Raw genomic sequence first — 24,291 nt, forward strand, 5'->3', positions numbered from 1 at the left:
CTTTTCAGCGCGATCCCATGCACGCCCCAGCGAATCTCTAGAAGTGGAGAACACAGTGGTCACAAGAATGAACGGCCGTGCACTCGCGGCCACGGTGGCGGCAACGACCCTGCTCACCGCCTGCGGCGGAGGGGACGAGGACTCCGGCGGTGACGCCGGCGCGGGGGGTACGACGTACAACCAGGCCTGGCTCGTCGACTTCTCCGGCCCGTACGCCGACGTGTACAACGAGCTCCAGGCCGCCCGTGAAGCCACCAACGAGTGGTGGAACGAGACGGTCGGCAGCGAGATCGGCGTGCAGCTCGCCGGTGAGCCCTACGACCACCGCTACGACGCCGCTCAGGTAGCCAGCCTCTGGCCGGGCATCCTGTCCGAGCTCGAACCGATCATGGCCATGGGCGTCGGCGGCCCCGACGTCGCGGCGCTCCAGCAGCGACTTCCGCAGGACCAGGTCCCGCTGCTGATGAACACCGCCGGCTACGGCTATGCCTGGTCGGCGGACCAATGGGTGTTCAACCCGCGGGCCACCTACGCGCACGAGGCCACCGGGTTCGTGGACTGGTTCAAGGAGGACCGAGGCCTCGACCGGCCGGTTCGAGTCGCCATGATCTCCTCCGAGGCGGCGCCTGCCTACGTCGACATCGTCGACGGGATGGAAGCCTTCGCCGAGGACTTCCCTGACATGGCCGAGGTCGTCGCGGTCGAGTTCGCCGACGTGCAGCCCGCCGCTCTGAACAGTCAGGTGAGCCGGATCGTCGACGCCGAGGCCGACGTGATCATCATCCAGACGAACACGACGCAGGCGGTCGTGACCAAGCAGGCACTGGAATCTCTCGGCGTCGAGATTCCGATCATGCTGAGCTCGCACAACAGCCTGCAGGCGACCGGTGCGGCCGCCGGCGGCATTGAGGAGCTGGAGGGCGACTACGAGTCGTACGGTTTCGTCGTCCCTGCTGCTCAGGAGGGCACCGCGTACGACTTCTACCAGATGCTGGTCGAGGACTACGGCCTCGAGGCGGAGTGGACCGTCCCGACTGTCCAGGGGATCGCGCACCAGCTGTACGCGAACCGCACCGTGGAGCACGCCGTGGAGATGGTGGGGGCGGAGAACCTGACCGGGCAGGCGATGTACGACGCCCTGCTCGACGTCGAACTCACCGCGGAGGACCTGTTCGAGTTCCTGCCGCCCCTCGACTGGACTGAAGAGGCGCCGTTCCCGACGTCCGGACTCACGACCAGCATCGGCACGATCGAGGACGGGGAGTACGCGCGGGCGGAACTGGACCACGAGATCCCGGAGCTCGAGAAGTGGTAGCAGGCCCAGGAGCACGGCCCGGGGGTGCCCTCACCGAGGGCGCCTCCGGCTCCGCGCCATCGACCGAGAGCTCCGGCGGGCCGGGTGGGTCACCTCTGCTGGAGTTGAGCAATGTCGAGGTGACCTACAGCGGCGTGATCCTCGTTCTCAAGGGCATCAACATCATCGTGCCCGAGCGTGGCTGCGTGGCGCTCCTGGGCCCCAACGGCGCCGGCAAGAGCACCACTCTCAAGGCGGTCTCGGGGGTGCTCAAGACCGAGGAGGGCCTCGTCAGTGCGGGGCAGGTGCGGTTCGCCGGCGAGCGGATCGACACGCTCGCGGCGGAACGGACCGTGCGCAGGGGCATCCTCCACGTGATGGAGGGCCGCAAGGTCCTCGAGCACATGACGGTCGAGCAGAACCTCGTGGCCGGTGGGCACCTCCAGCGCAGCAGGGACGCCAAGGAGTCGCTCGAGCTGACCTACGAGTACTTCCCGCGCCTGGCCGACCTGCGCGGCCGGACGTCCGGCTACCTCTCCGGCGGCGAGCAGCAGATGCTCGTCATTGGCCGCGCGCTCATGGCCAGGCCGAAGCTCATGATGATCGATGAGCCGTCACTCGGCCTGGCGCCGCTGATGGTGGAGGAGATCTTCTCGATCCTGCACCGGCTCCGTCAGGAGGATCTGGCGCTGGTGATCGTGGAGCAGAACACCGCCGCGGCCCTGGCGCTGGCCGACTACGGGTACGTCCTGGACAACGGGCGCATCGTGCTGGACGGCACGGCGGAGAGCCTCCGGTCCAACGAGGACATCCGCGAGTTCTACTTGGGCCTCGGCGCCACGGGTGAGCGCAAGAGCTTCCGCGACATCAAGCACTACCGCCGTCGCAAGCGGTGGCTGGGGTGAGCGGCGACGGCGTGGACGCCGGCGAGGGCGACCCGGCCCCGGTCGACTACATCGCCCGCACGCGGGACACGTACACCAAGCTGGGCTACCGGCCCTATGCATGGGTGCACAGCGACGAGGACCCGCCCATGGCGGAGCTGTCGAAGCCGCTGTCGGAGTGCCGGCTCGGCCTCGCCTCTTCCGGAGGCGTGTACCGCGTCGGCCAGGTGGCCTTCCACTACAAGGACGACACGAGCTTCCGGGCGATCGACACCGCGGTGCCGACCTCGGAGCTCCGGGTGACCCACTTCGCGTACGACACCACTGACGCACGCCGCGATCCCAACTGCGTCCTGCCGTTGGACCCGCTGCGGCACCTCGTGTCCCAGGGGCGGATCGGCGCGCTAGCGCCCACCGCCTTCGGTTTCATGGGCGGCATCTACTCCGCGCGCCGGGTTCGGGAGCAACTCGCTCCCGAACTCGCCCGCCACATGCTGGCCGAAGGCATCGACGCCGCCCTGCTGGTGCCCGTCTAGCCGGTGTGCCATCAGTCAGTTGGACTGATCGCGCGTCATCTGGAAGCCGCCGGCATCCCCACGGTCACGCTCTCGAGTGCGCGGACCATCACCGCTGCCGTTCGTCCTCCACGGAGCGTGTTCGTGGACTTCCCCCTCGGCCACACCGCGGGGCCCCCCGGCGACCCGATCGCCCAGACCGCCATCGTGGGAGCGGCGCTCGACTGCCTCGAGCGGGTACGAAGCCCAGGAACGATCATCGACCTGGACCTGGCTTGGCCCGGCGACCGTTCCTGGAAACGCGCGGACGCCGGCGAGACGCGGAAGCCACGGGACGACACGCCGCAATATCAGAGCGACGACGACCGTGCGGCCGCCGAGGAAGTCCACCGCGCCGGGCGCTGCCGACTCTGCCTGGGCATCGATGGACAGTGAGGGGTAGGCGCCCCCGCAGCGGTCGTTCCAACCCCTTGGGCTGGCGCCCCAGAGGCGGGCCGCAGAAGGTCCTGTCGGCGCTCCTGCCCCTGGTGCAGGAGCTTCTGGCAGACGGCTCGACGGTCTCGCTGACGGCGCCCGCTGTGAAGAAACTAACAGGGTTGACACGGTCGGGGGCACTCGACAAACTCGGTCTGTACCGATCAGTCAGTACGTCCTGCTGCGGAGAAGTGGTGCGCGCAGGGTGACCTTTCTTGCGATGTCGAGATGCAGCAGAAGGAGTTGAGGTCCGTGGTAGACGTGCCGACTCGAGGGCCCTGGTGGTTCGGCATCGACGTGGGTGGCACTTTCACCGACGTCGTGGGCATCAACCGGGAGACCGGTGAAACGCGGGAGCACAAGGTGCTCACGACCAAGCCTCGGCTCGAGGAAGGCGTCATCGCGGCGCTGCGCGAGACGGGGGTCCCCATCGGCGATGTCGCCGAGATCGTGCACGGGCACACCAGCGGCATCAACGCCGTGCTCAGTCGGACGGGTGCTCGTGTCGCCCTGCTCGCCACGGCGGGTCACCGCGATCTGCTGGACATCGGACGGCAGGACCGCGAGTTCGGCCCTGACTTCTACGATCCGAGCTGGCTGCGTCCCCACCAGGCCCGGCCGATCGTCAAGCGACAGGACCGCTACGGGATCGTCGAGCGGATCGGGTGGGACGGCACGCAGGTGCTCCCACTCGATGAGAACCAGGTCCGCACGGCCGCCCGCAAGCTCCGCGACGAGGGCATCGAGTCCGTTGCCGTGTGCTTCCTGAACTCCTACATCTCACAGGAGCACGAGCAGCGCGCAGCCGCCATCGTGCGTGAGGAGCTTCCCGAGGCCTATGTGCAGACGTCAGCCCTCTACCCGGTGACGAAGGAGCACGAGCGGACGGCGACCATCGCCCTGGATGCCTACGTCGGCCCGATCGTCACCCGCTACCTCGAGCGACTTGTCGAGGGACTGGACGGCACGGGCTTCTCCGGCTCGCTCTGGATCATGACGATGAACGGCGGAATCGGTACGGTCGCCGAGACATCGAAGGCGCCCGTCTTCCAGCTGGTTTCTGGGCCGGTCGGTGGCGTGAACGGCGCGGTGCACCTCGCCCGTACGGCGAAGAGCCCGAATCTGCTCACGATGGACGTCGGCGGCACCAGCACCGACATCGCCGTCGTGCAGGACGGCGAGGCGCCGATGACCGACCTGTGGTCCATCGAGAACGGCCTCACGATGACGATGCCGGTCCTCGACATCCACAGCGTCGGGTCCGGCGCCGGAAGCATCGTCCACATCGATGCCGTGGGCAATCTCCGCGTCGGTCCCCAGTCGGCGGGTTCCACCCCAGGTCCCGCCTGCTACGGCCGCGGTGGCACCGAACCCACGCTCACCGATGCCTGTGTGGCGTTGGGCATGCTGCAGCCGGACCTGTTCGCCGGCGGGGCCATCACACTGGAAGTGGAGCTCGCCCGCAAGGCGCTGGGAACGGTGGCCGACCAGCTGGGCATGTCCGTGGAGGAGCTGGCCGACGCGGCCTACCGACTGGCGTGCAGCGACATCGCCGGCTCGATCCGATCCATCTCGACCTACCGCGGTCTGGATGTGCGCGATTTCGGATTGCTGGCCTTCGGTGCCGCGGGACCGATGGTGGCAGACCGGGTGGCACGCGAGCTCGGCTCACGGAAGGTACTCGTCCCCGCGAGCCCCGGAGAGTTCTCCGCTTTCGGGCTGCTGACCAGCGATCTGCGCGTGACCCGTGCCCGTTCGCCGCTCACCACGCTCGCCGACCACGACCCCGATGCACTCGAGGTCGCCTACGGCGAGATGGAGAAGGACATCATCGAGGACCTCGGCCGACAGGGCGTCGCAGCGGATGCCATCGAGTTCGAGCGGGCGTTCTTCGCCATGTACCGCGGCCAGACCTGGGACAACCGGCTCCCGCTCCAGAGCGGGACGATCGACTCGGAGAGCATCGGCAGGATGCTCCGTCAGGTCCACGAGCTCTACGAGCAGCGGTACGGATTCAGCGCCGAGGAGATCCCCGTGCTGGTGAGCACGCTCGAGGTGACCGGTGTGTCGCGCCGGCCGGAGATGACGACAGCGTTCCGGCCATCGGCCGCAGCGGTTTCGACAGAGCCGCAGCGCCGGGTGAGCCTTCGCCTCGCCGGCCAGGTCCACGACGATTCGCCGGTCTACACGCGTGAGCAGCTGTCCGGCGGTCTGACGGTCAGCGGTCCGGCGATCATCGTCGAGTCCTACGCGACCACCGTCGTGAATGCCGGATCCACCGCTTCAGTCACCGACACCGGTGAACTTCTGCTGACGCTCGACCAGGCCTGAGGGGATTGAGCACCGTGACCATCGATATCGACATCGACGACAACCAGCATCTCTCGAATCTCGATGCCAAGGACATCGCCCGCCGGTACGGCGCGGAGCTGGTCGAGCTGGAGACACTCCGGTACGGCCTGCTCGAAGTTGCGCGGGACATGCACGAGTCACTCGTCCGCAGCTCGTTCTCGCCGATCGTGCGTGACATCCAGGACTGCACGGCGGCGATCCACATGCGCACGGACGCAGGCTGGGAGACCGTCGCATCCCGTGAAGGCGCCATGCAGCACGCCTTCACCGCGCAGCACATGTGCAACTTCCTCATGGAGGAGTGGGACGAGGCGTCGCTGCAGCCCGGGGACACGATCTTCGTCAACGACCCGTGGCGTGGCGCCATCCACCAGTCCGACGTCAACCTGTTCCGGCCGATCATCATCGATGGGCGCGTCGAGTTCGTGCTGCACTCGACCTCCCACGTCCTGGACCTGGGCGGCGCCGTTCCCGGCGGTTTCGCCAACGGCGTCCAGACGCACTTCGAGGAGCAGCTGAAGTTCCCGCCGACGCTGCTCTACGCGGGGGACGTCCCCGTGCGCCCCGCGTTCAACTACATCCTGGAGAACACCCGGGTCCCGTCCAGCCTGCTCGGGGACCTCAGGGCGCTCTACGGCTGCCTGGCCGTGGGCGATGCGCGCCTTCGGGAGCTGGTCGACCGCTTCGGCCTCGCCTTGGTGCGCGCCGGCGGTCAGTACGGCACGGACCGCATCGAGCAGTCGATGCGAGCGGCCATCGCCGCGCTGCCCGATGGCGACTACCCCGTCGAGGACTTCATCGACGAGGACGGCGTTACCGACGAGGAGTTGAGGATCGCGGCCACGGTGCGCGTTCGCGGGGACTCCATCGAGGTCGATTTCTCGGGGACCAGCCGTCAGCCGCTGGGCAACGTGGGGACGGCGTGGATCGAGGGCACCCGATGCGTGCAGGGCATCAAGATGGTCCTCGACCCGCACTCGCCAGTGAACAGCGGAACCCTCCGTCCGATCGAGGCCCTGCTGCCTGCCGGTAGCGCGGTGTGCACCCTTCCGCCGTCGAGCGTGTCCAACCACCTCGACATCGGCAGTCGCAACATCAACATGATGACCACCGCGATGAGCATGGCTCTTCCCGAGCACGGCGTCGCGCCCGACAGCGGCAACTTCGCCGCGATGATGATCGGCGGGTTCGACGACCGTCATGGGCACGAGGGCCCGTGGGCCGGGGCCATCCTGCCGGGCGGTGCGTGGGGAGGTACCTACAAGTCGGACGGGCTCACGAGCGTCACGCCCGCGATCGGCGCCTGCCGCTCCTCGGTGTGGGAGCACATCGAACGGGAAAGCCCGATCGTGCCGCTGATGCACGAATTCCTGCCGGATTCGGCCGGTGCCGGCTTCCACCGCGGCGGATTCGGCGGCATCTTCACGCTCCTGCCGCTGGCCACGACGTACGCCACTATCACCGGCGACCGGAGCAAGCGGGGCGCCCCCGGCGTCAACGGCGGTGGCTCAGGCTTTCCGTTCTACGCCTGGCTGGTACCGGGGGACGACCCGTCGGTGGTGCTCGATCCGTTCGACCTTCGCGGGTGCGAGCCGCTCTTCGGGGTGTTCGACGGGCAGGGCCGGCCAGTCGCGGATGACGGTGTGTTCGGCCGCGGTGCCCGGTACCAGACGGCGAAGGTCGCCGGCCTGGAGCTGAAGCCGGGATACGCCCTGCGGGTCCTGTTCGGTGGCGGCGGCGGATGGGGCGACCCGCTCGAGCGCCCGGTGGACCGGGTTCTCGAGGACGTCCAGGCCGGTCTGTACAGCCCGGAGTTCGTCGAGCGTGCCTACGGCGTCGTCCTCTCCTCCTCGGACGAGGTCGACGTCGATGCGACGACGCGTCTGCGCGCCGAGCTGGCCGACGCCCGCAAGGACGGCAAGTGGACTGTGCCGGCGGCCTGTCCCACCAACTGGATCGTCTGACCCGAACCCTCCGCAACTACTGAAAGGACAACCGTCATGGGAGTCGAACGGCTGATCTTCGCGCCCCCCTCGGAGCAATTCCTGCACGTACAACGCACCCCCGTCGAGGCGACCTGTCCACAATGCGGTTCCGGTGACGTGGCTCGCTATCCGGTAGCCAACTACGTCGGACCGCGCATCGTCACCAAGTGCCAGACGTGCTTCCACCACCTGTCCGTGGACGTGCCGACCGCGGACGACCACTGGCCGCCGTGGCGGTCGGCCACGCTGGACTGGCCCTCGTCGCGGGCCGGCTGAGCCGCCGGACGTCACCCGGATCGATACCCCGAGGAGAGGCATGGTCTTCGCCGCACGCCGGCCATTGAGCGGCCGTCGCGTCGTCCGGTCCGGACGACCCTTGTGCAGGGCTCGTGCGGCGAAGCACCTTCGCCGGAGAGGGAGCGATTCGGGTGAACAGTGAGCCGCAGGTGATGAACCGGCTCGGGCTGGCAGTGGGGCTCCGCAACCTGGGGGCCCTCGAACTGGCGGACCTCGCGCAGGCCGCCGAGAGCACCGGGCTGGGCCGGTTCGTCGCCATGGAGGCGTGGCGGGAGACGGTCGTGCCGTTGTCCGCGTGCGCCATGCGCACGGAGCAGATGGGGCTGGGTACGGGGGTGATGCAGATCTTCCCTGTCAACCCGGTCATGGTGGCCCTGCAGGCAAGCGCGCTGCAGGAGCTCAGCGGCGGCCGCTTCTCGCTCGGTCTCGGACTCGGTGCGGCCTTCGTGGTGCCGCGATGGTTCGGCGTGCCGTACGAGCGTCCGATGACCCGGATGCGGGAGTTTCTGGAGATCGTGCGTGGGGTGCATGCGTCGGCTGGTGCCGCACCGTTCTCCTATGACGGGGAGCTGTTCACCATCCGCAAGTACAGCCTTGGTGATGCTCCTGTGCGCCCGGTTCCACTGCACATCGCTGCCATCGGCCCCAAGATGCTGGAGCTGGCCGGCGAGCTCGCTGACGGAGTGATGGTGGGGGCGCTGTACTCGCCGGACCACCTCGTGGACGTGCGCGAGCGGCTCGCCGTCGGTGCCGCGCGAGCTGGTCGGGATCCTGCCGAGGTCGAGATCTCCTATCACCTGATCGCGGCGTGCGACGACGACGGCGATCGCGCCCGTTCGCTGGCACGACGGTCGATCACGTACTGCACGCAGTACCCCCACTACCTGAAGCGGTTCGCTGCCGAGGGATTCGGGCCGCTGGCAGAGGAGATCGGCCAGCTGATCCGGGCGCACGAGAACGACGCGGCCGAAGCGCGGGTGAGCGACGCCATGCTGGAGAGGTTCGCCGTCGCGGGCACGCCGGCCGAATGCCGCGACCAGCTGCGCCGCCATCTGGCGGGGGAGGCTCTTCCCTCGCTGACGCTCTTTCCGTTCCGGGTGTCGGAGCAGGACGTCATGTCCTCGCATTACCTGTTGCTGAAGGAGCTGGGCAGTCTGGCGGTGTGACAACAGCACGAGCCGACTGTGTACGACCGGACGCTACACAGGTGAGGACTTCTCAGCGTGATGAACCGGTCGGTATCTGCCGGGCGCGGCGTCCAGCCGCGGCAACGGGGTGAAGGAGCTGGTTGTGCAGGGCCTGATGCGAGCAGTCCGCCTCGACAGCGTGGGCGTGGACCCGTCACTGGTGGAGGTGCCGGTCCCCGAGCCGGGCGGGGGAGAGGTGCTCATCGCGATGCGGGCATGCGGCATCTGCGGCTCGGATCTGCACGTGATCGAGGGCTCCACGCGCACGGCGCATCTGCCCATGACGATGGGCCACGAGCCCTCCGGTGTGGTGCATGCGCTCGGCGCCGGAGTCGATTCTCTGTCGACCGGTCAGCGCGTCGTGGTCAACGGCTTGGTCGCATGCGGGTCGTGCGGGCTGTGCAGACACGGGAAGCTCAACCTGTGCGAACGGCTCAGCATTCTCGGCCTCGGCCGAGATGGAGCGCATGCCGACTACTTCACCGTCCCGGCCGGCAATGTCATCCCGCTGCCGGACGAGATCGACTTCCCGTTGGGCGCCATCATCACGGACGCGATCGCTACGCCGATGCACGCGATCCGCAAGTCTGGGGTGCAAGAGGGCCAGACCGCAGCCGTCTTTGGACTCGGTGGACTCGGCATCCACGCAGCCATGATCCTGCAGCAGCTGTACCAGGTCGAGGTGATCGGCATCGACGTGGACGACGCTGCCCTCGCCAACGCCCGGCGGCTGGGCGTGTCCAGCGTCGTCAATGCCCGCGACGACCAGGTGATCCAGCGGGTTCGTGAGCAGACGCGCGGAGGCGTCGATGTCGCTTTCGAGTTCGTCGGTTCGGCTGCGGTGGTCGATCAGGGCTTGCGCTGCTTGCGACCCGGCGGGACCTGCGTCGTGGCCGGGGTGCATCCGAACCGGTTGGAGCTGGGTCTGCGGCAGGAGACGTTGGTGGCGAGGGAGCTCACGCTCACGGGGTCGTTGGGTTTCACCAACGAGGACATCACCGACCTGCTCCGCTTGGTGAGCACCGGACAGTTGGCGTTCGGTGACACGGTCAGCCACACCTTGGATCTGGACGAGTACCAGATCGGTCTGGACGCCCTCCGACAGCCGGACTCCGCCGCGATCCGCGTCGTCATCACCGCTGAATGACCGAGGCGCCCGGCGCGGTCGCGAGGTGTGTTCCGGACCTCGGTCGCGAGGCGTGCTCCACACCTGGACCCCAGACCAAGCGGGCCGGTCCCGCACCGAACGGAAAGGGCTGACATGATCCCGGCAAACGACAACGTCACCGTCCGCGCCTTCTGGGAACAACGCGTCGACACCAATCCTGACGCACCATTCCTGGTCTACGGACAAGAGCGGTTCTCCTACGGCGAGTTCGACGCGTCTGTGAACCGAGTGGCGAACGGGCTGCTCGCCGAAGGGGTGGGCCAAGGCGACAAGGTAGCCATCCTGCTCCCCAGCGACATACGGCTGCTGCGTCTGCAACTGGCGATCCAGAAGATCGGCGCGGTGATGGTGCCGATGATTCCGACGCTCACCCATGGCGAGATCACCTACGTGCTGCGCCACTGCGAGCCATCGGTCCTCGTCACGGACAACCGAGGGTACGGCGTCATCGCCGACGGAGGTGGATTCAGCATCGACCACAAGATGCGGGCCTTCAGCTTCGGTGGAGGGTTCCGGCAAGCCGGCGGCGACGGGCAGCCGCTCGACGCTGCGGTCCTGGAGAGCGAGGATGAAGGACGTCCACCCGCTCTCGGCATCGACCCCGCCGATCCGATGGCCATCATGTACACGTCGGGGAGCACCGGGAAGCCCAAAGGCGTCGTCCAGCCCAGCAACGGCTTCGTGGCGGCCGGCCGGGCGATCGCGGACCGTCTCGGGGCCACCGAGGCGGACAACTTCTTCTCCTGTCTGCCGCTGTTCCATGCGGCGGCGACGCACATGCTGCTGTCCCCGGCCATTGCGGTCGGTGCCCGATTCACCCTGGAACCGACGTTCAGCCGCAGCGCGTTTTGGGAGCAGGTCAACCGGTCGGGCGGGACGATCACGCTGATGATGCCGGCTCAGCTGTCCATTCTGATGACCGCGCCGGCGCGGGAAGACGACCGCGCGCACAGCATGCGCATCGTGTTCAGCCACATCAGGCCCGAGGACTTCTGTGAACGGTTCGGCGTCGAGGTGTGCACCACGTGGGCCATGACGGAGACATGTGGGCTGGGCACGCTCACGGCCCCCCACGAGGGGGACCTGGCTCCCAAGCTGATCGGAGGTCCCTTGGGTAGCGGGGAGATCAAGATCGTTGATGGGAACGGGGACCGCGTTGCGGCCGGTGAGCTCGGCGAGCTGTGCTTCCGTCATCCGTACGTGATGCGCGAGTACTACAACGACCCCGACAACACCGCACGGACCTTGCAGGACGGGTGGGTGCACTCCGGCGACCTGTGTGCCATGGATGAGCGCGGTCGCGCGTACTTCCACGGCCGCATCAAGCACATCATCAAGCGCGCCGGGGAGAACATCGCGGGCGAGGAAGTGGAGTTCGCCATCGCTGCCCACCCCGCCGTGGAGGAATGCATAACGTCGGGTGTGGAGGATCCGATCTATACCGAGGAGGTCCACGCCACGGTTCGCGTCGGCGAGGGGCACGACCTGACCGAGCAGGGCATCATCGAATGGTGTTCCACTCTGCTCGCTGACTGGAAGATTCCGCGCTACATCAGCCTGGCTGACGCCGAGCTTCCCAAGCTGGCGAATGGCAAGACCGACCGCCAGACGATCAACCGGAACCTGGATGTGAGCCGGGCCTGGGACCGTTCTAAGCACATGGGCAAGGCCACGAGCTAGGTCGCCCACGGTGGTGAGTTGCCAAGCGACGAGGGCTTGCCCGCTGGCTGGACCTGCCAGGACCGCGGAATGTCGGACATTATGCAATCGAGCTGCTGTGACCTGCCCGTGCGCCGTGCCCGGCCGACCGTCATCGCGATAACGGAGGTCACATCTTTGTCCGTCCCCGACATCGACGTCATGGGTGCCCGGCTGCTCCACTGGGCGCGCTGCGAGTACGACGCATCAGCGCACGTGCCCGAGGTCTGGCCCATGCCGGGCAACGCGGGACTCAGCTTCGGCTTCGATGTCGTCGTTCCCGGCGACCCGTCGCGCCGGTGGCCACTGGTCGTTCGGCTCAGCCCACCGGGCGTGACGCGGCGTGGGAACACTGACGTGCTTCGGCAGGTGCCGCTGCTGCGGAGCCTGCACGCCAGCGGCATCCCCGTCGCTCCGGTGACGTGGTCGACCGCGGATCCGGTCTGGTTCGGCACCGACGCAGTCATCCAGCAGCGCCTCGACGCCCGCCCACTGCACATGTGGGACGCCGCGCTGAGCCACCGGGCAGCCTGCGGCGGTACCGATGCCTTTCTCGCGCAGGCAGTCGACGCCATGGCTGCGATCCACGAAGTCCCGTGGGAAGACACGCTGCGCGACTGGGAAGAGCCGAGGTCGCTGGAGTCCGAGCTGTACTTCTGGGACGAGGTCCTCGGCAAGTCCGACGAGCCGGCCTGGGTGCGGGCTGGGCGGGAGCTGCGCGACGAGCTGCTCGAAAGCTGCCCGGAGGGGTCTCCGTGCGGCATATTCCACGGCGACTTCCAGACCAACAACGTCCTGTACGACGACGAAGGAAAGCTCGTCGCGGTGGTCGACTGGGAGATCTCCGGGCTGGGGGCCCAGCTCATCGACCTGGGCTGGCTGACTATGTTCACCGACCCCTCCTGCTGGGAGCCGACCTACGTACGCGGAATGCAGGTGCGCAGTGAACCCGAGGCGCTGCGGTCCATGTACGAGCATGCCAGCGGGCGCACCGTCGACTCGTTCGACTGGTTCCGCGCCATGGCGTGCTTCCGGTTCGGGGCCATCGCCGCGTTCAACGTCCGGCTCCACCGCACCGGTAGGCGCTCGGATCCGATCTGGCAGCGCATAGCGCCGTCGGTCACCACCCTGTTCACGCGCGGCCGCGACCTGGCCGCGGGTTAGAGACGTCACCACCGTGAGCGCTACGGCAGGACGCTGAGGTGCGTCTTGTCGAACGTCCAACTTCTCAGGAGGACCCCTGTGATCGATTTCGCGCTGGATCCCGAGCTCGAAAAGCTTCAGAGCAGAGCGCGGGAGTTCATTCGAGAGGTGGTCATCCCGAAGGAGCTCGACCCGCGGCAGGACCACCACGGCCCGAGCGACGAGCTGCGGCTCCAACTGGTGGCGGAGGGGCGGGCAGCCGGCCTGCTGTCTCCGCATGCTCCCGCCGAGTGGGGTGGCCTCGGGCTCGATCACCGGGGGAGGGCGCTGCTGCTGGAAGAGGCGGGTTACTCCCCGCTCGGCCCGCTCGCACTCAACGTGCAGGCACCGGACGAGGGCAACACGAATCTGCTGGAGCAGGTGGGCACCCCGGAACAGAAGGAGCGCTACCTACGCCCACTCGTCTCTGGGAGGCAGCGGTCGGCCTTCTGCATGACGGAGCCGGACGGAGGAGCCGGATCGGATCCTCAGCTCATGCGGACCACTGCCACTCCGGACGGCGCGGGCGGCTACGTCATCAATGGCCGCAAATGGCTTATCACAGGGTTTCCCGGAGCAGCGTTCGTCATCGTCATGGCCAGAACCGAGGACGACGGGGGTAACGACCTGGGAGCCAGCATGTTCCTGTTCGAGAGCGGCCGAGCGGGCATGACGATGGTGGACCAGCTCAACACCATGGACAACAACTCGCCGGGCGGCCACGCCACCGTCGACTTCAAGGATGTTCATGTCAGCCAGGACGAGATCCTGGGTGAGCTGGGCCGAGGCTTCCGCTACGCGCAGGTTCGGCTCGGGCCGGCCCGCATGACGCACTGCATGCGCTGGCTCGGTGCGGCGCGCCGCTGCCACGACATCGCCGTCGGCTACGCCCGCGAGCGTCATGCCTTCGGCAAGCGGCTAGGCGACCACGAAGGGGTCGGGTTCATGCTGGCGGACAACGAGATGGATCTGCACGCCTCGAGGCTGTTGATCTGGCAGGCCTGCTGGTTGCTCGACCGGGGCGAGCAGGCCCGGACCGAGACCAGCATGTCCAAGGTCTACTGCTCCGAGGCGCTCGGCCGCGTCGTGGACCGGTCCGTCCAGGTCCTCGGGGGGCGTGGCGTCACCGACCAGACGGTGATCGAAAGGATCTACCGGGACATTCGTGCGTTCCGCATCTACGACGGGCCATCTGAAGTGCACCGCTGGGCGCTGGCGCGCAGCATCATCGGCAAGCCTGGAGCCGCAGCGCAACTATGACGCGAGCGGTCCCGCAACGGCGGCGGAGCTGGGCCCCCGGCCCCATGAAGAGGCACCCTGCTGGGGCCTGTGGGGCGGCCGCGTGCGGCTCTACGCCGCAGGTGTGTCCCGCTGTGGCAGTTGGACGCCGTGCAGGATGAGGTCGGCCAGCCGATCGGCGATCTCGTCCACCGAAACGGGACCATTCGGGTCGAGCCAGACGTAGGTGTAGTTGAGCATGCTCAGGACTCCGAGGACCTCGATGCGGTCAGCGCTGCGGAAGGCGCCTTCCTCGACCCCCTCCTGGAGGACGGTTGCGAACAGCTCTTCGTACTCCGAGCGGAGCGCCTTGAGCTGCACGGCCCGTTCGCCGGTCAGCGCGTGCATTTCATGCATCACGACGATGACTTCTGACCGCCGCTCAGCGAGCGTGCGGAGATGCTCCCGTACGAGAAGCCTGAACTTACCGACCGCGCCCACGGCATTCGCCATCACGGCTCGGCCCCGTGCCAGGGCCTCTTCAACGTGTCGTCGGGACAGGCGGAACAGTAGGTCCTCCTTCGACCCGATGTGGTAGTAGAGGGCTCCGCGCTTGATACCGGCGGCATCGCCGAGTTCCGCCACGCCGGTCCCGTGATAGCCCTTCTCTGCGAACTTCTCGGCAGCGACCCGCAGGATCCTCTCCCCAGTTGTTTCCTCGTGCTGACGGTTTTTCGAAACTGGTATACCGCTCATAGCGTCCGCGTCCTCCGACATTGCATGTCCCGGGAGTTCTCCCCACGGCTGCCAAATGTGAGCGTACCGGTCGGTACACATCAAGGCCCGACATGGTGTTCGACCGGCCGAATGAGTCGCCCCTGCTCTACCCCCTGCGCCCCGCCCGGACGGCTGAGAACGCCCGTCGGTTGTCGGGTGATCGACAGGTGCTCCCCTCGCCGACGATCCGGGGCGGCCCAGGCCTTGACTGCCGGGCCCGCGGTCCGCAAAACTGATACCAACGTCAGATGCGTTTTTCACAGACCTGGAGATGGTCAGGGGAGCATGGAAGACACGGCGTACGAGAGCTTCAGGCAAGGGCTGTTCGAGGCGATCTGGCGGGACTTGGACCCGCTCGAAGAGGAGATCGAGAACACGGAGAGTCTTCCGTACGACCGGCTGATGCCCTTGCTCCGGGGCATGCGCGCCTTCGGGCTGACCATCCCCGAGGAGTACGGCGGCGTGGGGCTGTCGATGTCGCAGTACCTACCGGTGCTGGGAGAGTTCGCGAAGGTCCAGGGTGGTATCCGCGTCGTCGTCCACGTCCACAACTCCATGGCGCATGCGCTGTGGGAGCTGGGCAACGAGCAACAGCGCAAGGAGATCCTCCCGGGGTGCGTCGACGGCACGAACTCCGTCGCCTTCGCACTGACCGAGCCCGATCACGGCAGCGGGGCCGACCTGGGCACCACGATCGTGCGCGACGGCGATGACTACGTGATCAACGGCCGCAAGTGGCTGATCACCAACTCCGACTTCGCCACCCACTTCATCGTGTTCGGCAAGACCGATCCCAGCGGCGGCGAGGAGGCGGTCAGCGCCGTCCTCGTGGAGCGGGACACTCCGGGATTCACCATCGAGGCGCTCCCCGAGACCATGGGCTGCAAGGGCGGCCAGCACGGTCTGCTGACCTTCGTCGACGTGCGTGTCCCGGTGGCGAACCTCCTCGGCGAGGAGGGGCGAGGCCTGGCGCAGATGGAGCAGGCGCTGGAGATCAGCCGGGTCTTCATCGCGGCCACGTCCCTCGGTACCGCCGAGCGGTCGCTGGAACTCGCCCTGCGGTACTCGAAGGAGCGGGTGACCTTCGGCAAGGCGCTCGCCGCCCGGCAGGGCATCCAGCGCTACCTCGCCGAGATGGCCACGGACGTCTACGCGCTCCGGAACATGATCAGCGACGCCGCCGAGAAGTGGGACCGCGGCCTGCGCATCCCGGCCGAGGCGTCCATGTGCAAGCTGTTCGGGCTCGAGGCCGTGGGGCGCGTGACCGATCGCGCCCTGCTCGTGTTCGGGGGCATCGGCTACACCCGCAAGCACCCGATCGAACGGCTGTACCGCGACGCGCGGCTCAACTGGCTGGAGGAGGGTCCGCCCACCATCCAGTACATGGTCGCCGCCTCCGCGCTGCTGAACGGCTACGCATGGGACCGGTGACGGGATCATGCGCCGGCAAGGTGGTGCTCGTCGCGGGCGGCACCCGGGGCATCGGGCGCGCCTGCTGCCTGAACCTCGCCCGCGCCGGCGCGACGGTCGTGGTCTCCGGCCGCTCGGAGAAGAACGCCGACGAGGTGGTCCAGGCCGTCAGCGACCTGGGCGGTGTGGCGAGCACGGCGATCCACGACATCAGTGACGTCGACGCGACCGCGGCGGTGGTCGACGACGTCCACGGGAAGTACGGGCGGATCGACGCCCTCGTGGCCAACGCCGGGATGAACCCGTACTTCATCCGGGCGGAGAAGCTGACTACCGAGGAGTGGGACGACTCCCTGGCGGTCAACCTCCGGGGCCTGTTCTTCGCGATCCAGGCGGCGGGCAAGCACATGCTGGCCGCCGGTCGCGGGTCGATCGTCACCATGTCGTCGGTGACCGCGCAGCGGGGGACCCTGCGCGGTCTGCCCTACGTCGCGGCGAAGGGCGGCTTGGACGCCATGACGCGCACGCTGGCCGTCGAGTGGGCCGACCGTGGCGTGCGGGTCAACGGGGTGGCGCCCGGCTACATCGAGACGGACCTGACCGAGGGGATGCGGCAGAACGACAGCCTGCGCGACATGGTCCTGCGCAAGGTGCCGGCCGCCCGGTTCGGCACCCCGGACGAGGTGGCCGCGCTGGCCACGTTCCTGGTCTCCGACGCGGCCGCGTACATGAGCGGCCAGGTTGTCACCGTGGACGGCGGCTACGTCGTCTCCTAGCAGTACCCGATGAGGAGTGCACCATGAGAGACGTCTTCGTGGGCGGCGTGGGAATGACCGCCTTCGGCAAGTTCCCCGAGCGCACGGTGGGAAATCTCGCCGTCGAAGCCACCACCGGCGCGCTGGAGGATGCTGGACTCGGCGTCCCCGACGTCGAGACGGTCTTCTACGCCAACGCGACCGCCGGGCTGATGACCGGCCAGGAGATGGTCCGCGGCCAGATCGCCCTGCGCGAGACGGGACTGCTCGGCAAGCCGATCGTCAACGTGGAGAACGCCTGCGCGTCCGCGTCGACGGCCGCCAATCTCGCGTGGCTCTCCGTCGCCTCGGGGCAGGTCGACGTCGCCCTGGCCGTCGGCGCCGAGAAGCTGTCGCACCCGGACAAGACCCGCGCGTTCACCGCGCTGGCGGCGGCGGTCGACCAGGAGCGGCTCGACGAGCTCAAGGCCGCGCTGTACAACGAGCAGGCCGATCCCGCCGCGACCGGCGACCGGTCGTTCTTCATGGACGTGTACGCCGACATGGCCAAGAAGTACATGGCGCGCAGTGGCGCGACCGCCGAGGACTTCGCCGCCGTGGCGGTCAAGAGCCACCGGCACGCGGCGCTGAACCCGCGGGCGCAGTACCGCAACCAGGTGACGGTGGAGGAGGTGCTCGGGAGCCGGCAGATCAGCGGTCCGCTGACGCTGCTGATGTGCTCGCCCATCGGTGATGGGGCGGCGGCGATCGCGTTCTGCTCCGAGGAGATCGCGTCCCGACTGGAGACGCCGAAGGTGCGTGTCCGCGCGTCGTCCCTGGTGTCCGGCCGCGAGGGCCACTCGTCCGAGACCGCCGCCGAGCGCGCGGCCAAGCGGGCCTACGAGGTGGCCGGCCTCGGGCCGGAGGACGTCGACGTCGCGGAGGTGCACGACGCGGCTGCCCCCGCGGAGCTGATCATCTACGAGGAGCTCGGTCTGTGCGGGCCCGGCGAGGCCCCGAAGCTGCTGGCCTCCGGTGACACGGCGCTCGGCGGCCGGGTCCCGGTCAACACCAGCGGCGGGCTGATCAGCAAGGGGCACCCAGTCGGCGCCACGGGCCTCGCCCAGCTGGTCGAACTCACCGAGCAGCTGCGCGGCACGCTGGGGGAGCGGCAGGTCGAGGGTGCTCGGGTCGCCCTCGCCGAGAACGGCGGCGGCTACCTGGGGCCCGACCCGGCCGCGGTCTGCGTGACGATCCTGTCGCGGGACTGATGGGCGGCGGGGTGTCCGCGGTCGGGGCACCGCGGCCGGTTCCCAGCGTCACCGTGGCCGACCTGCTGCGACGGAGCTACGAGCAGTTCGCGCCGCGCACCGCCGTCGTCCAGGACGGCGGGGCCGTCACGTACGGGGAGCTAGGCGCGCGCGCCCTGCGGGTCGCGGCTGCCCTGCGCGCCCACGGGCTCGTCCACGGGGACCGGGTCGTGCTGCTGACCTCGAACCGCGCCGAGTTCTTCGAGGTGGAGCACGCCGCCTTCCTGGGCGGGTTCGTCCGGCTGGCGCTGAGTCCTCGGCTGCATCCCAAGGAGGTCGCGCACATCCTGCGCGACGCCGGGGCGCGTGCCCTGTTCGTCGATCCGGAATGGGCGGGCCGGATCGACGACGTCCTGGCCGGTTGTCCCGACGTCGTGCTCGCCGTCGGGTTCGGGGAGCCGCCCCCGGACACCCCGATCCAGCAGTCCTACGGCGATCTCCTCGCTGGGTCACCGGATCCCGAGCCGGTGCCCTGGCCGGTGGAGCCGGAGGACATCGCCGCGCTCCTGTACACGTCGGGCACCACCGGACTGCCCAAGGGCGCCGCGCTCAGCCACCGCAACTGGGTCGCCATGATGCGCAACTGCCTGGTGGAGATGCCCCCGGTCGACGAGTCGGACCTCCTGCTCCACGTGGCTCCGCTGAGCCACTTCTCCGGTTACACCGCCAGCCCCTGCTTCGCGCGGGGGGCAGGGAACCTCGTGCTGCCCCGGTTCGACCCGCGGGAGACGCTCCGGGCCCTGCGCACCCATCCCGTCACGATCCTTCCCATGGTGCCCACCATGATCAACATGGTGACTGCCGCGGCAGAGGACGAGGGCGGTGAGATCCACACGTCGCTGCGGGCGGTCATCTACGGAGGCGCCGCCATCGCGCCGGACCGGCTCCGCCGGGCCACGCGCGTCTTCGGTGACGTGTTCCTCCAGTTCTACGGCCTGTCCGAGACGCCCATGCCGCTGACCTCGCTGTCCCGGGCGGCGCACGTGTTCGACCCGGCCGAGCCGGTGCCCGAGCGGCTGGCCTCGGCCGGCCGGGTGAACCCCTTCGTCGAGCTCCGGCTCGTAGGGGACGACGGCGCGGACGTGCGGCCGGGCGAGGTGGGGGAGATCGTCGTCCGCGGGGACACGATCATGCGCGGCTACTGGAACAAGCCCGACGAGACCGCGCACATGATCGAGGCCGACGGCTGGGCCGCCACCGGTGACCTGGGGCGGACGGACGCCGAGGGCTACCTCTACGTCGTCGACCGCAAGAAGGACATGATCGTCACCGGCGGCTACAACGTCTACCCGACCGAGGTCGAGAACGCGATCGCCACGCTGCCCGGAGTCGCCGAGGTCGCCGTGGTCGGTGCCCCCGACGAGCGCTTCGGCGAGTGCATCGTGGCGGTCGTCGCCCCGCGCGCCGGCCACACTGTCACCGACCGGGACGTCGTCGGCGTCTGCACCGACCAGCTCGCCGACTACAAGAAGCCCCGCAGGGTCCTGTTCGTGGACGAACTGCCCAAGACGGGCTCGGGGAAGATCCAACGCAAGCGAATCCGGGAGCCGCTGTGGGCGGCCGAGACACGACGGGTGGGCGGTTGACGTGACGGTGACGGACAACGGGGGGCGTGGTCCCCTGAGCGGGATGGTCGTCCTCAGCCTCGCGGAGCAGTACCCGGGGCCGTACGCCACGTTGCTCATGGCGGACATGGGCGCCGACGTGATCCTCGTCGAGCGCCCCGCCGGTGGTGACCCGGCCCGGCAGTTCCCGGCCTTCTACGAGGCGCTGAACCGGAACAAGCGGTCGGTGGCGCTCGACCTGAAGTCCGCCGAGGGACGGAAGGCGCTGCTACGGCTCGTGCGCACCGCCGACGTGCTGCTCGAGGGGTACCGGCCGGGGACGATGGGCCGCCTCGGACTCGGACCTGATGTGCTGCAGGAGGTGAACCCGCGGCTGGTGATCGCCTCCATCAGCGGGTTCGGGCAGGACGGCCCGTATCGCGACCGGCCGGCGCACGACCTGTCGTACATGGCGACCGCCGGCATGCTCCACGAGTACGTGTCGGGGGAGCGCACCGGACCGGTCGGCCAGCTCGCCATCGGCGACCTGTCGAGCGCCATGTTCGCGACGGTGGGGGTGCTCGCGGCGCTGCTCCAGCGGGCCAGCACCGGCAAGGGTGCCCACGTGGACGTGTCCATGACCGACGGCCTGGTCTCGTGGATGAGCACCCAACTGGTCCCCGTGCTCAACGGCGAGCCGTTGGCCGGCATCGAGCGCGAGCCCGGGTACGGGCTCTACCGCGCCTCGGACGGCTTGATCAGCCTGAGCGTGGCCCACGAGGACTGGTTCTGGCGGCCGCTGTGCGAGGTGCTCGGGATGCAGGACGTGGCCGCCCTCGCGGGCCCGGAGCGGATCGCCCGCGAGGACGAGCTGCGCAGCCGGATCGGCAAGGAGCTGGCCACGCGGACCCGGGACGAGTGGGTGGCGGTGCTCGACGCGGCCGGGGTGCCCGTCGGGCCCGTCCATACCCTCGAGGAGGTTGGCGACGACCCGCACGTGCAGGCACGGGGGCTGCTGGTCGACATCCCGCCCGACGACGTCCGACCGCGGCGCCGGCACGTCCGCCAGCCCCTGCTGTTCGACGGGGTCGCGGCCGCGCCGACGCGGCACGTCCCTGCTCTTGGGGAGCACACCGACGAAGTGCTGGCCGCCGCCGAGGAGCCCGCCGGCGCGCAGGGCTCGGGGGCGCCGGACGGTGCCCTCCGACCGGTCGCGGGGAGCTGACGGGGTGGAGCTCTACGAGGTCATGCGGACCGCACGCACCGCCAGGTCCTTCGATCCGCGTCCGGTTCCCGACGAGGTGCTGCACCGCGTGCTCGACAACGCGCGATTCGCCCCCAGCGGCGGCAACCGGCAGGGCTGGCGCGTGGTCGTCGTCCAGGACCAGGCGCGCAGGACCGCGCTCAAGGACCTGTACATGGGGCCGTGGAAGGCCTACAGCGGCAAGGCGCGGGCGCTCGCGGGCAACCCGGACGCCGAGGCGCTCTACGACCGCGCCGACCGGTTCGCCGAACGCCTCGACCAGGCGCCGGTGCACGTCCTGGTCTTCGTGCGGCTCGACGCCCTCGCGATCGCCGACAAGGACCTGGACCGGCCGAGCATCGTCGGGGGAGGCTCGATCTACCCCTTCGTGCAGAACGTCCTGCTCGCCTGCCGGGAGGAAGGCCTGGGCGCCTCCCTGACCACGATCCTGTGCATGGTGGAGCCGGAGGTGCTCGCCATGCTCGGGGCCCCCGAGGGCCTGGCTCTGGCGGGGTTCATCGCCGTCGGCTACCCGCCGCCCGGGTTCACCGGCAAGCCGCTGAAGCGGAACCCGGTCGAGGACTTCGCCTTCTCGGAGACGTTCGCGGAACCCTTCGTCGTCCCCGCCTCGTAGCCGGGAGCCGGCCCCGCGCTACACCGTGAGGATGTGGACGCTCGCCGCCCCGGCGTCGAGCCCCGTCGCAGCGCCGCCGAGCATCTGCGCCAGGCCGACCTTGGCCCCCGGCACCTGACGGTCACCGGCGCGCCCGCGCAGCTGGTCGGTGAGCTCGCAGATGATCCGGACCCCGGAGGCGGCCAGCGGATGTCCCAGGGAGAGCAGTCCGCCGCTCGGGTTGACCGGGACGCGACCGCCCAGGGACGTCGCGCCGGAGCGCAGCAGTCCCACCGACTCGCCGCGCGGGCACAGCCCGAGGTCCTCGTAGTGCACGAGTTCCTCGGTGGCGAAGGCGTCGTGCAGCTCCACCACGTCGACGTCCTCCGGCCCGATGCCGGCCTGCTCGTACGCACTGGTCGCGGCCTTCACACCGAGCGGCATCGTGGTGAGGTCGGCCCGCTTGAAGTCGTAGTCGCCCGAGATCAGCGACGACCCGGTGATCCGGACCGGCTTCTCGGTGTACTTCCGGGCGAAGTCCGCCGACGCGAGCACGACGGCCGCCGCTCCATCGGTGTTGGGGCAGCACTGCAGGAGGGTGATCGGGTCGGCGACCATCCGGGAGCCGAGCACCTCCTCGACGGTGAACCGCTTGCGGTACTGCGCCTTGGGGTTGAGCGCGCCGAACTCGTGCGCCTTCACCGAGACCTGCGCGAAGTCCTCCTCCTTGGCCCCGTGGGTCTCCATGAGCCGCTTGGCCTGCAGGGCGAACAGCACCGGCATCGACAGGCCCATCTGGCCGTCGAGGTCGTCCTTGTCCGGCGGGATGAGCTTGCCGGCGACCGGGCTGGTGGTCATCGACTCCACCCCGATGGCGATGCCGACGTCGACGTAGCCGGCGGCGATGTCCTTGTACAGGCTCCGCACGGCGGTGGAGCCGCCGGCGCACGCGTTCTCCACGTTGACCATCTCGATCCCGGTGACCCCGAGGTCCTTGAGGATGGTCTGGCTGGTGATCATGGCCTCGTACACGCGCGAGGAGAACGCGGCCTGCAGGTCACCCGGATCGATGCCGGCGTCGGCGATGGCCGTCCGGGCGGCAGCGCCGCCCAACTCCGCGATGCCGCGCTCCGGGAACTTGCCGAACTCGCTCTGGCCCACGCCGAGGACGACGACGTCTTGCATGGTGGAACCCCTTTCAGGCAGGGACGAAGCGGTAGGCGAGCACGTCTGTGTCGTCTTCCCGCCACAGGGGGGCGATCTCGAGCTTCATGGGCATCCCCGACCGGAAGGGCTTGGCGTCGACCGGTCGCAGCTGGGTGAAGATGCGCACGCCCTGCGGCAGCACCACGAATCCGACGGCGTGCCCGGGCGGGAAGTGCCGGTTGGGCATGTGCACGGTCGTGGCGCACAGGAGCTCCGCATCGCCACCCAGTTCGACGGCATCGATGTCCTGGCCCCGGCACTGCAGGCACATGTCCGGCACCGGGAAGGAGACGCGGCCGCAGCTCGTGCAGCGGCCGGCGAGCAGGGTCGGCCCGTCGGAGCCGTCTCGGAAGAGGCCCTCGCGGAACGGGGTGGAGGTGGTGGACGTGGTCATGGCCGCTCTTCTCGGGAGGAGGTCAGGAGGGGCTGAGGATCATGCCGCCGTCGAGACGGATGGTCCGGCCGTTGTGCATGGGATTGCGCACGATCTCCTCGACGAGCATGGCGAACTCGTCGGGATGACCCATGCGCCGCGGGAAGAGGGACTGGGCGATCAGGCCCTCCTTCACCGAGGGCGGGACCTGTGCGTACATCGGGGTGTCGAAGGCGCCCGGCGCGATGGTCATCACGCGGATGCCGTGCTCAGCCAGCTCCCGGCTCAGCGGCAGCGTCATGCCGACCAGGGCCGCCTTGGACGCGCTGTAGGAGACCTGGCCGATCTGGCCCTCCCACGCGGCACCGGAGGAGACGTTGATGATGACGCCCCGCTCGCCGTCCTCCCGCGGTTCGTTGCCCGCCATCCCGGGAACGGCCGCCCGCATCACGTGCAGCGGGCCGTAGAGGTTGACCTTGATCCCCTTGTCGAAGGTCTCCAGCGGGATGGGGCCCTTGCGGCTGAGCAGCTTCGCCGGGGCGGCGATGGCCGCGGCGTTGACCACGATGCGGATCTCGCCGATCTCCCGGGCGTCGGCCAGGACGGCGTCGACCTCCTCGGGGTCGGTGATGTCGGTCCGGGCGAACCGGTAGCGGTCGCCCAGCTCCGCGGTCAGGTCCTTGCCCCGCTCGGCATTCACGTCCAGGGCGACGACCGCCCGCGCTCCGCGGTCGAGCAAGCGACGGGCGGTCGCCTCCCCGAGCCCGGACGCGCCGCCGGTCACGACGGCGACCGAGTCCTCGATCTTCACGGCTGTCTCCTTCCGG

General features: G+C 69.0%; 22 protein-coding genes. 18 read left to right on the top strand and 4 right to left on the bottom strand.

Annotated features, from left to right (window positions below; genetic code table 11):
- The first annotated feature begins 67 nt into the window (after positions 1 to 67).
- The 12 genes from BM142_RS05625 (at position 68) to BM142_RS05680 (ending at position 14,296) form a co-directional block, all read left to right on the top strand.
- Positions 68 to 1,315 (top strand): ABC transporter substrate-binding protein, encoded by a 1,248-nt coding sequence (locus BM142_RS05625; RefSeq protein ID WP_092195775.1) that lies wholly within the window; start codon positions 68 to 70, stop codon positions 1,313 to 1,315.
- A gap of 104 nt (positions 1,316 to 1,419) precedes the next feature.
- On the top strand, positions 1,420 to 2,199 hold the full coding sequence (locus BM142_RS05630; protein WP_254790563.1) for an ABC transporter ATP-binding protein: 780 nt from the start codon (positions 1,420 to 1,422) through the stop codon (positions 2,197 to 2,199).
- Positions 2,196 to 2,714, top strand: coding sequence for a glycine/sarcosine/betaine reductase selenoprotein B family protein (locus tag BM142_RS05635; protein ID WP_092195776.1), 519 nt, complete (start codon positions 2,196 to 2,198; stop codon positions 2,712 to 2,714). Before BM142_RS05630 ends, BM142_RS05635 begins: the two co-directional genes overlap by 4 nt.
- Before the next feature lie 123 nt (positions 2,715 to 2,837).
- Positions 2,838 to 3,128 carry a hypothetical protein gene (locus tag BM142_RS05640; RefSeq protein WP_139228776.1) on the top strand — a complete coding sequence of 97 codons (291 nt, stop codon included), beginning with the start codon at positions 2,838 to 2,840 and terminating at the stop codon, positions 3,126 to 3,128.
- A gap of 267 nt (positions 3,129 to 3,395) precedes the next feature.
- Positions 3,396 to 5,498 carry a hydantoinase/oxoprolinase family protein gene (locus BM142_RS05645; protein ID WP_092195778.1) on the top strand — a complete coding sequence of 701 codons (2,103 nt, stop codon included), beginning with the start codon at positions 3,396 to 3,398 and terminating at the stop codon, positions 5,496 to 5,498.
- 14 nt (positions 5,499 to 5,512) lie between these two features.
- Entirely contained in the window at positions 5,513 to 7,483 is a 1,971-nt protein-coding gene (locus BM142_RS05650) for a hydantoinase B/oxoprolinase family protein (RefSeq protein WP_217640590.1), read from the top strand.
- Between the two features lie 36 nt (positions 7,484 to 7,519).
- A complete protein-coding gene (locus BM142_RS05655) occupies positions 7,520 to 7,780 on the top strand; it encodes a hypothetical protein (RefSeq protein WP_092195779.1) in 261 nt (86 codons plus the stop codon).
- Between the two features lie 152 nt (positions 7,781 to 7,932).
- On the top strand, positions 7,933 to 8,967 hold the full coding sequence (locus BM142_RS05660) for an LLM class flavin-dependent oxidoreductase (RefSeq protein WP_092195780.1): 1,035 nt from the start codon (positions 7,933 to 7,935) through the stop codon (positions 8,965 to 8,967).
- Positions 8,968 to 9,091: 124 nt separating this feature from the next.
- The gene (locus tag BM142_RS05665; RefSeq protein ID WP_092195781.1) at positions 9,092 to 10,135 is read left to right on the top strand and encodes a zinc-dependent alcohol dehydrogenase; all 1,044 of its coding nucleotides are present in this window, start codon (positions 9,092 to 9,094) and stop codon (positions 10,133 to 10,135) included.
- A gap of 114 nt (positions 10,136 to 10,249) precedes the next feature.
- Positions 10,250 to 11,836 carry a class I adenylate-forming enzyme family protein gene (locus BM142_RS05670; RefSeq protein ID WP_092195782.1) on the top strand — a complete coding sequence of 529 codons (1,587 nt, stop codon included), beginning with the start codon at positions 10,250 to 10,252 and terminating at the stop codon, positions 11,834 to 11,836.
- 156 nt (positions 11,837 to 11,992) lie between these two features.
- Positions 11,993 to 13,018: a phosphotransferase family protein gene (locus tag BM142_RS05675; protein WP_175527114.1), complete on the top strand. Its 1,026-nt coding sequence runs from the start codon at positions 11,993 to 11,995 to the stop codon at positions 13,016 to 13,018.
- A gap of 78 nt (positions 13,019 to 13,096) precedes the next feature.
- A complete protein-coding gene (locus BM142_RS05680) occupies positions 13,097 to 14,296 on the top strand; it encodes an acyl-CoA dehydrogenase family protein (protein ID WP_217640591.1) in 1,200 nt (399 codons plus the stop codon).
- A gap of 90 nt (positions 14,297 to 14,386) precedes the next feature.
- Here BM142_RS05680 and BM142_RS05685 read toward each other — a convergent pair whose 3' ends face one another.
- Complete coding sequence (locus tag BM142_RS05685; protein WP_175527115.1) at positions 14,387 to 15,031, bottom strand: TetR/AcrR family transcriptional regulator; 645 nt, start codon at positions 15,029 to 15,031, stop codon at positions 14,387 to 14,389.
- Between the two features lie 285 nt (positions 15,032 to 15,316).
- On the opposite strand from BM142_RS05685, the gene BM142_RS05690 reads away from it, so the two are divergent.
- The 6 genes from BM142_RS05690 to BM142_RS05715 are packed head-to-tail and all read left to right on the top strand — an operon-like array spanning position 15,317 to position 21,906.
- Positions 15,317 to 16,462 carry an acyl-CoA dehydrogenase family protein gene (locus BM142_RS05690; protein ID WP_092195785.1) on the top strand — a complete coding sequence of 382 codons (1,146 nt, stop codon included), beginning with the start codon at positions 15,317 to 15,319 and terminating at the stop codon, positions 16,460 to 16,462.
- Positions 16,459 to 17,217, top strand: a complete 759-nt coding sequence (locus BM142_RS05695; RefSeq protein ID WP_175527116.1) for an SDR family NAD(P)-dependent oxidoreductase — start codon at positions 16,459 to 16,461, stop codon at positions 17,215 to 17,217. The genes BM142_RS05690 and BM142_RS05695 overlap by 4 nt, the downstream gene beginning before the upstream one ends.
- A 23-nt stretch (positions 17,218 to 17,240) precedes the next feature.
- On the top strand, positions 17,241 to 18,446 hold the full coding sequence (locus BM142_RS05700; RefSeq protein ID WP_092195787.1) for a thiolase family protein: 1,206 nt from the start codon (positions 17,241 to 17,243) through the stop codon (positions 18,444 to 18,446).
- A 53-nt stretch (positions 18,447 to 18,499) separates the two neighbouring features.
- Complete coding sequence (locus BM142_RS05705) at positions 18,500 to 20,071, top strand: class I adenylate-forming enzyme family protein (protein ID WP_175527117.1); 1,572 nt, start codon at positions 18,500 to 18,502, stop codon at positions 20,069 to 20,071.
- Positions 20,072 to 20,114: 43 nt separating this feature from the next.
- A complete protein-coding gene (locus BM142_RS05710; RefSeq protein WP_092195909.1) occupies positions 20,115 to 21,254 on the top strand; it encodes a CaiB/BaiF CoA transferase family protein in 1,140 nt (379 codons plus the stop codon).
- A 4-nt stretch (positions 21,255 to 21,258) separates the two neighbouring features.
- On the top strand, positions 21,259 to 21,906 hold the full coding sequence (locus BM142_RS05715) for a nitroreductase family protein (protein ID WP_092195910.1): 648 nt from the start codon (positions 21,259 to 21,261) through the stop codon (positions 21,904 to 21,906).
- Between the two features lie 18 nt (positions 21,907 to 21,924).
- Here the strand turns inward: BM142_RS05715 and BM142_RS05720 are convergent, their stop codons facing one another.
- Genes BM142_RS05720 through BM142_RS05730 form a run of 3 tightly spaced genes read right to left on the bottom strand, consistent with a single transcriptional unit; the run spans position 21,925 to position 24,275 of the window.
- The gene (locus tag BM142_RS05720; protein WP_092195789.1) at positions 21,925 to 23,070 is read right to left on the bottom strand and encodes a thiolase family protein; all 1,146 of its coding nucleotides are present in this window, start codon (positions 23,068 to 23,070) and stop codon (positions 21,925 to 21,927) included.
- 13 nt (positions 23,071 to 23,083) lie between these two features.
- Positions 23,084 to 23,485: a Zn-ribbon domain-containing OB-fold protein gene (locus BM142_RS05725; protein ID WP_092195790.1), complete on the bottom strand. Its 402-nt coding sequence runs from the start codon at positions 23,483 to 23,485 to the stop codon at positions 23,084 to 23,086.
- Between the two features lie 22 nt (positions 23,486 to 23,507).
- Positions 23,508 to 24,275 (bottom strand): SDR family NAD(P)-dependent oxidoreductase, encoded by a 768-nt coding sequence (locus BM142_RS05730; protein WP_092195791.1) that lies wholly within the window; start codon positions 24,273 to 24,275, stop codon positions 23,508 to 23,510.
- Positions 24,276 to 24,291: the final 16 nt, after the last annotated feature.

It is taken from the genome of Blastococcus tunisiensis (genome assembly GCF_900112815.1).
GTDB classification, from domain to species: domain Bacteria; phylum Actinomycetota; class Actinomycetes; order Mycobacteriales; family Geodermatophilaceae; genus Blastococcus_B; species Blastococcus_B tunisiensis.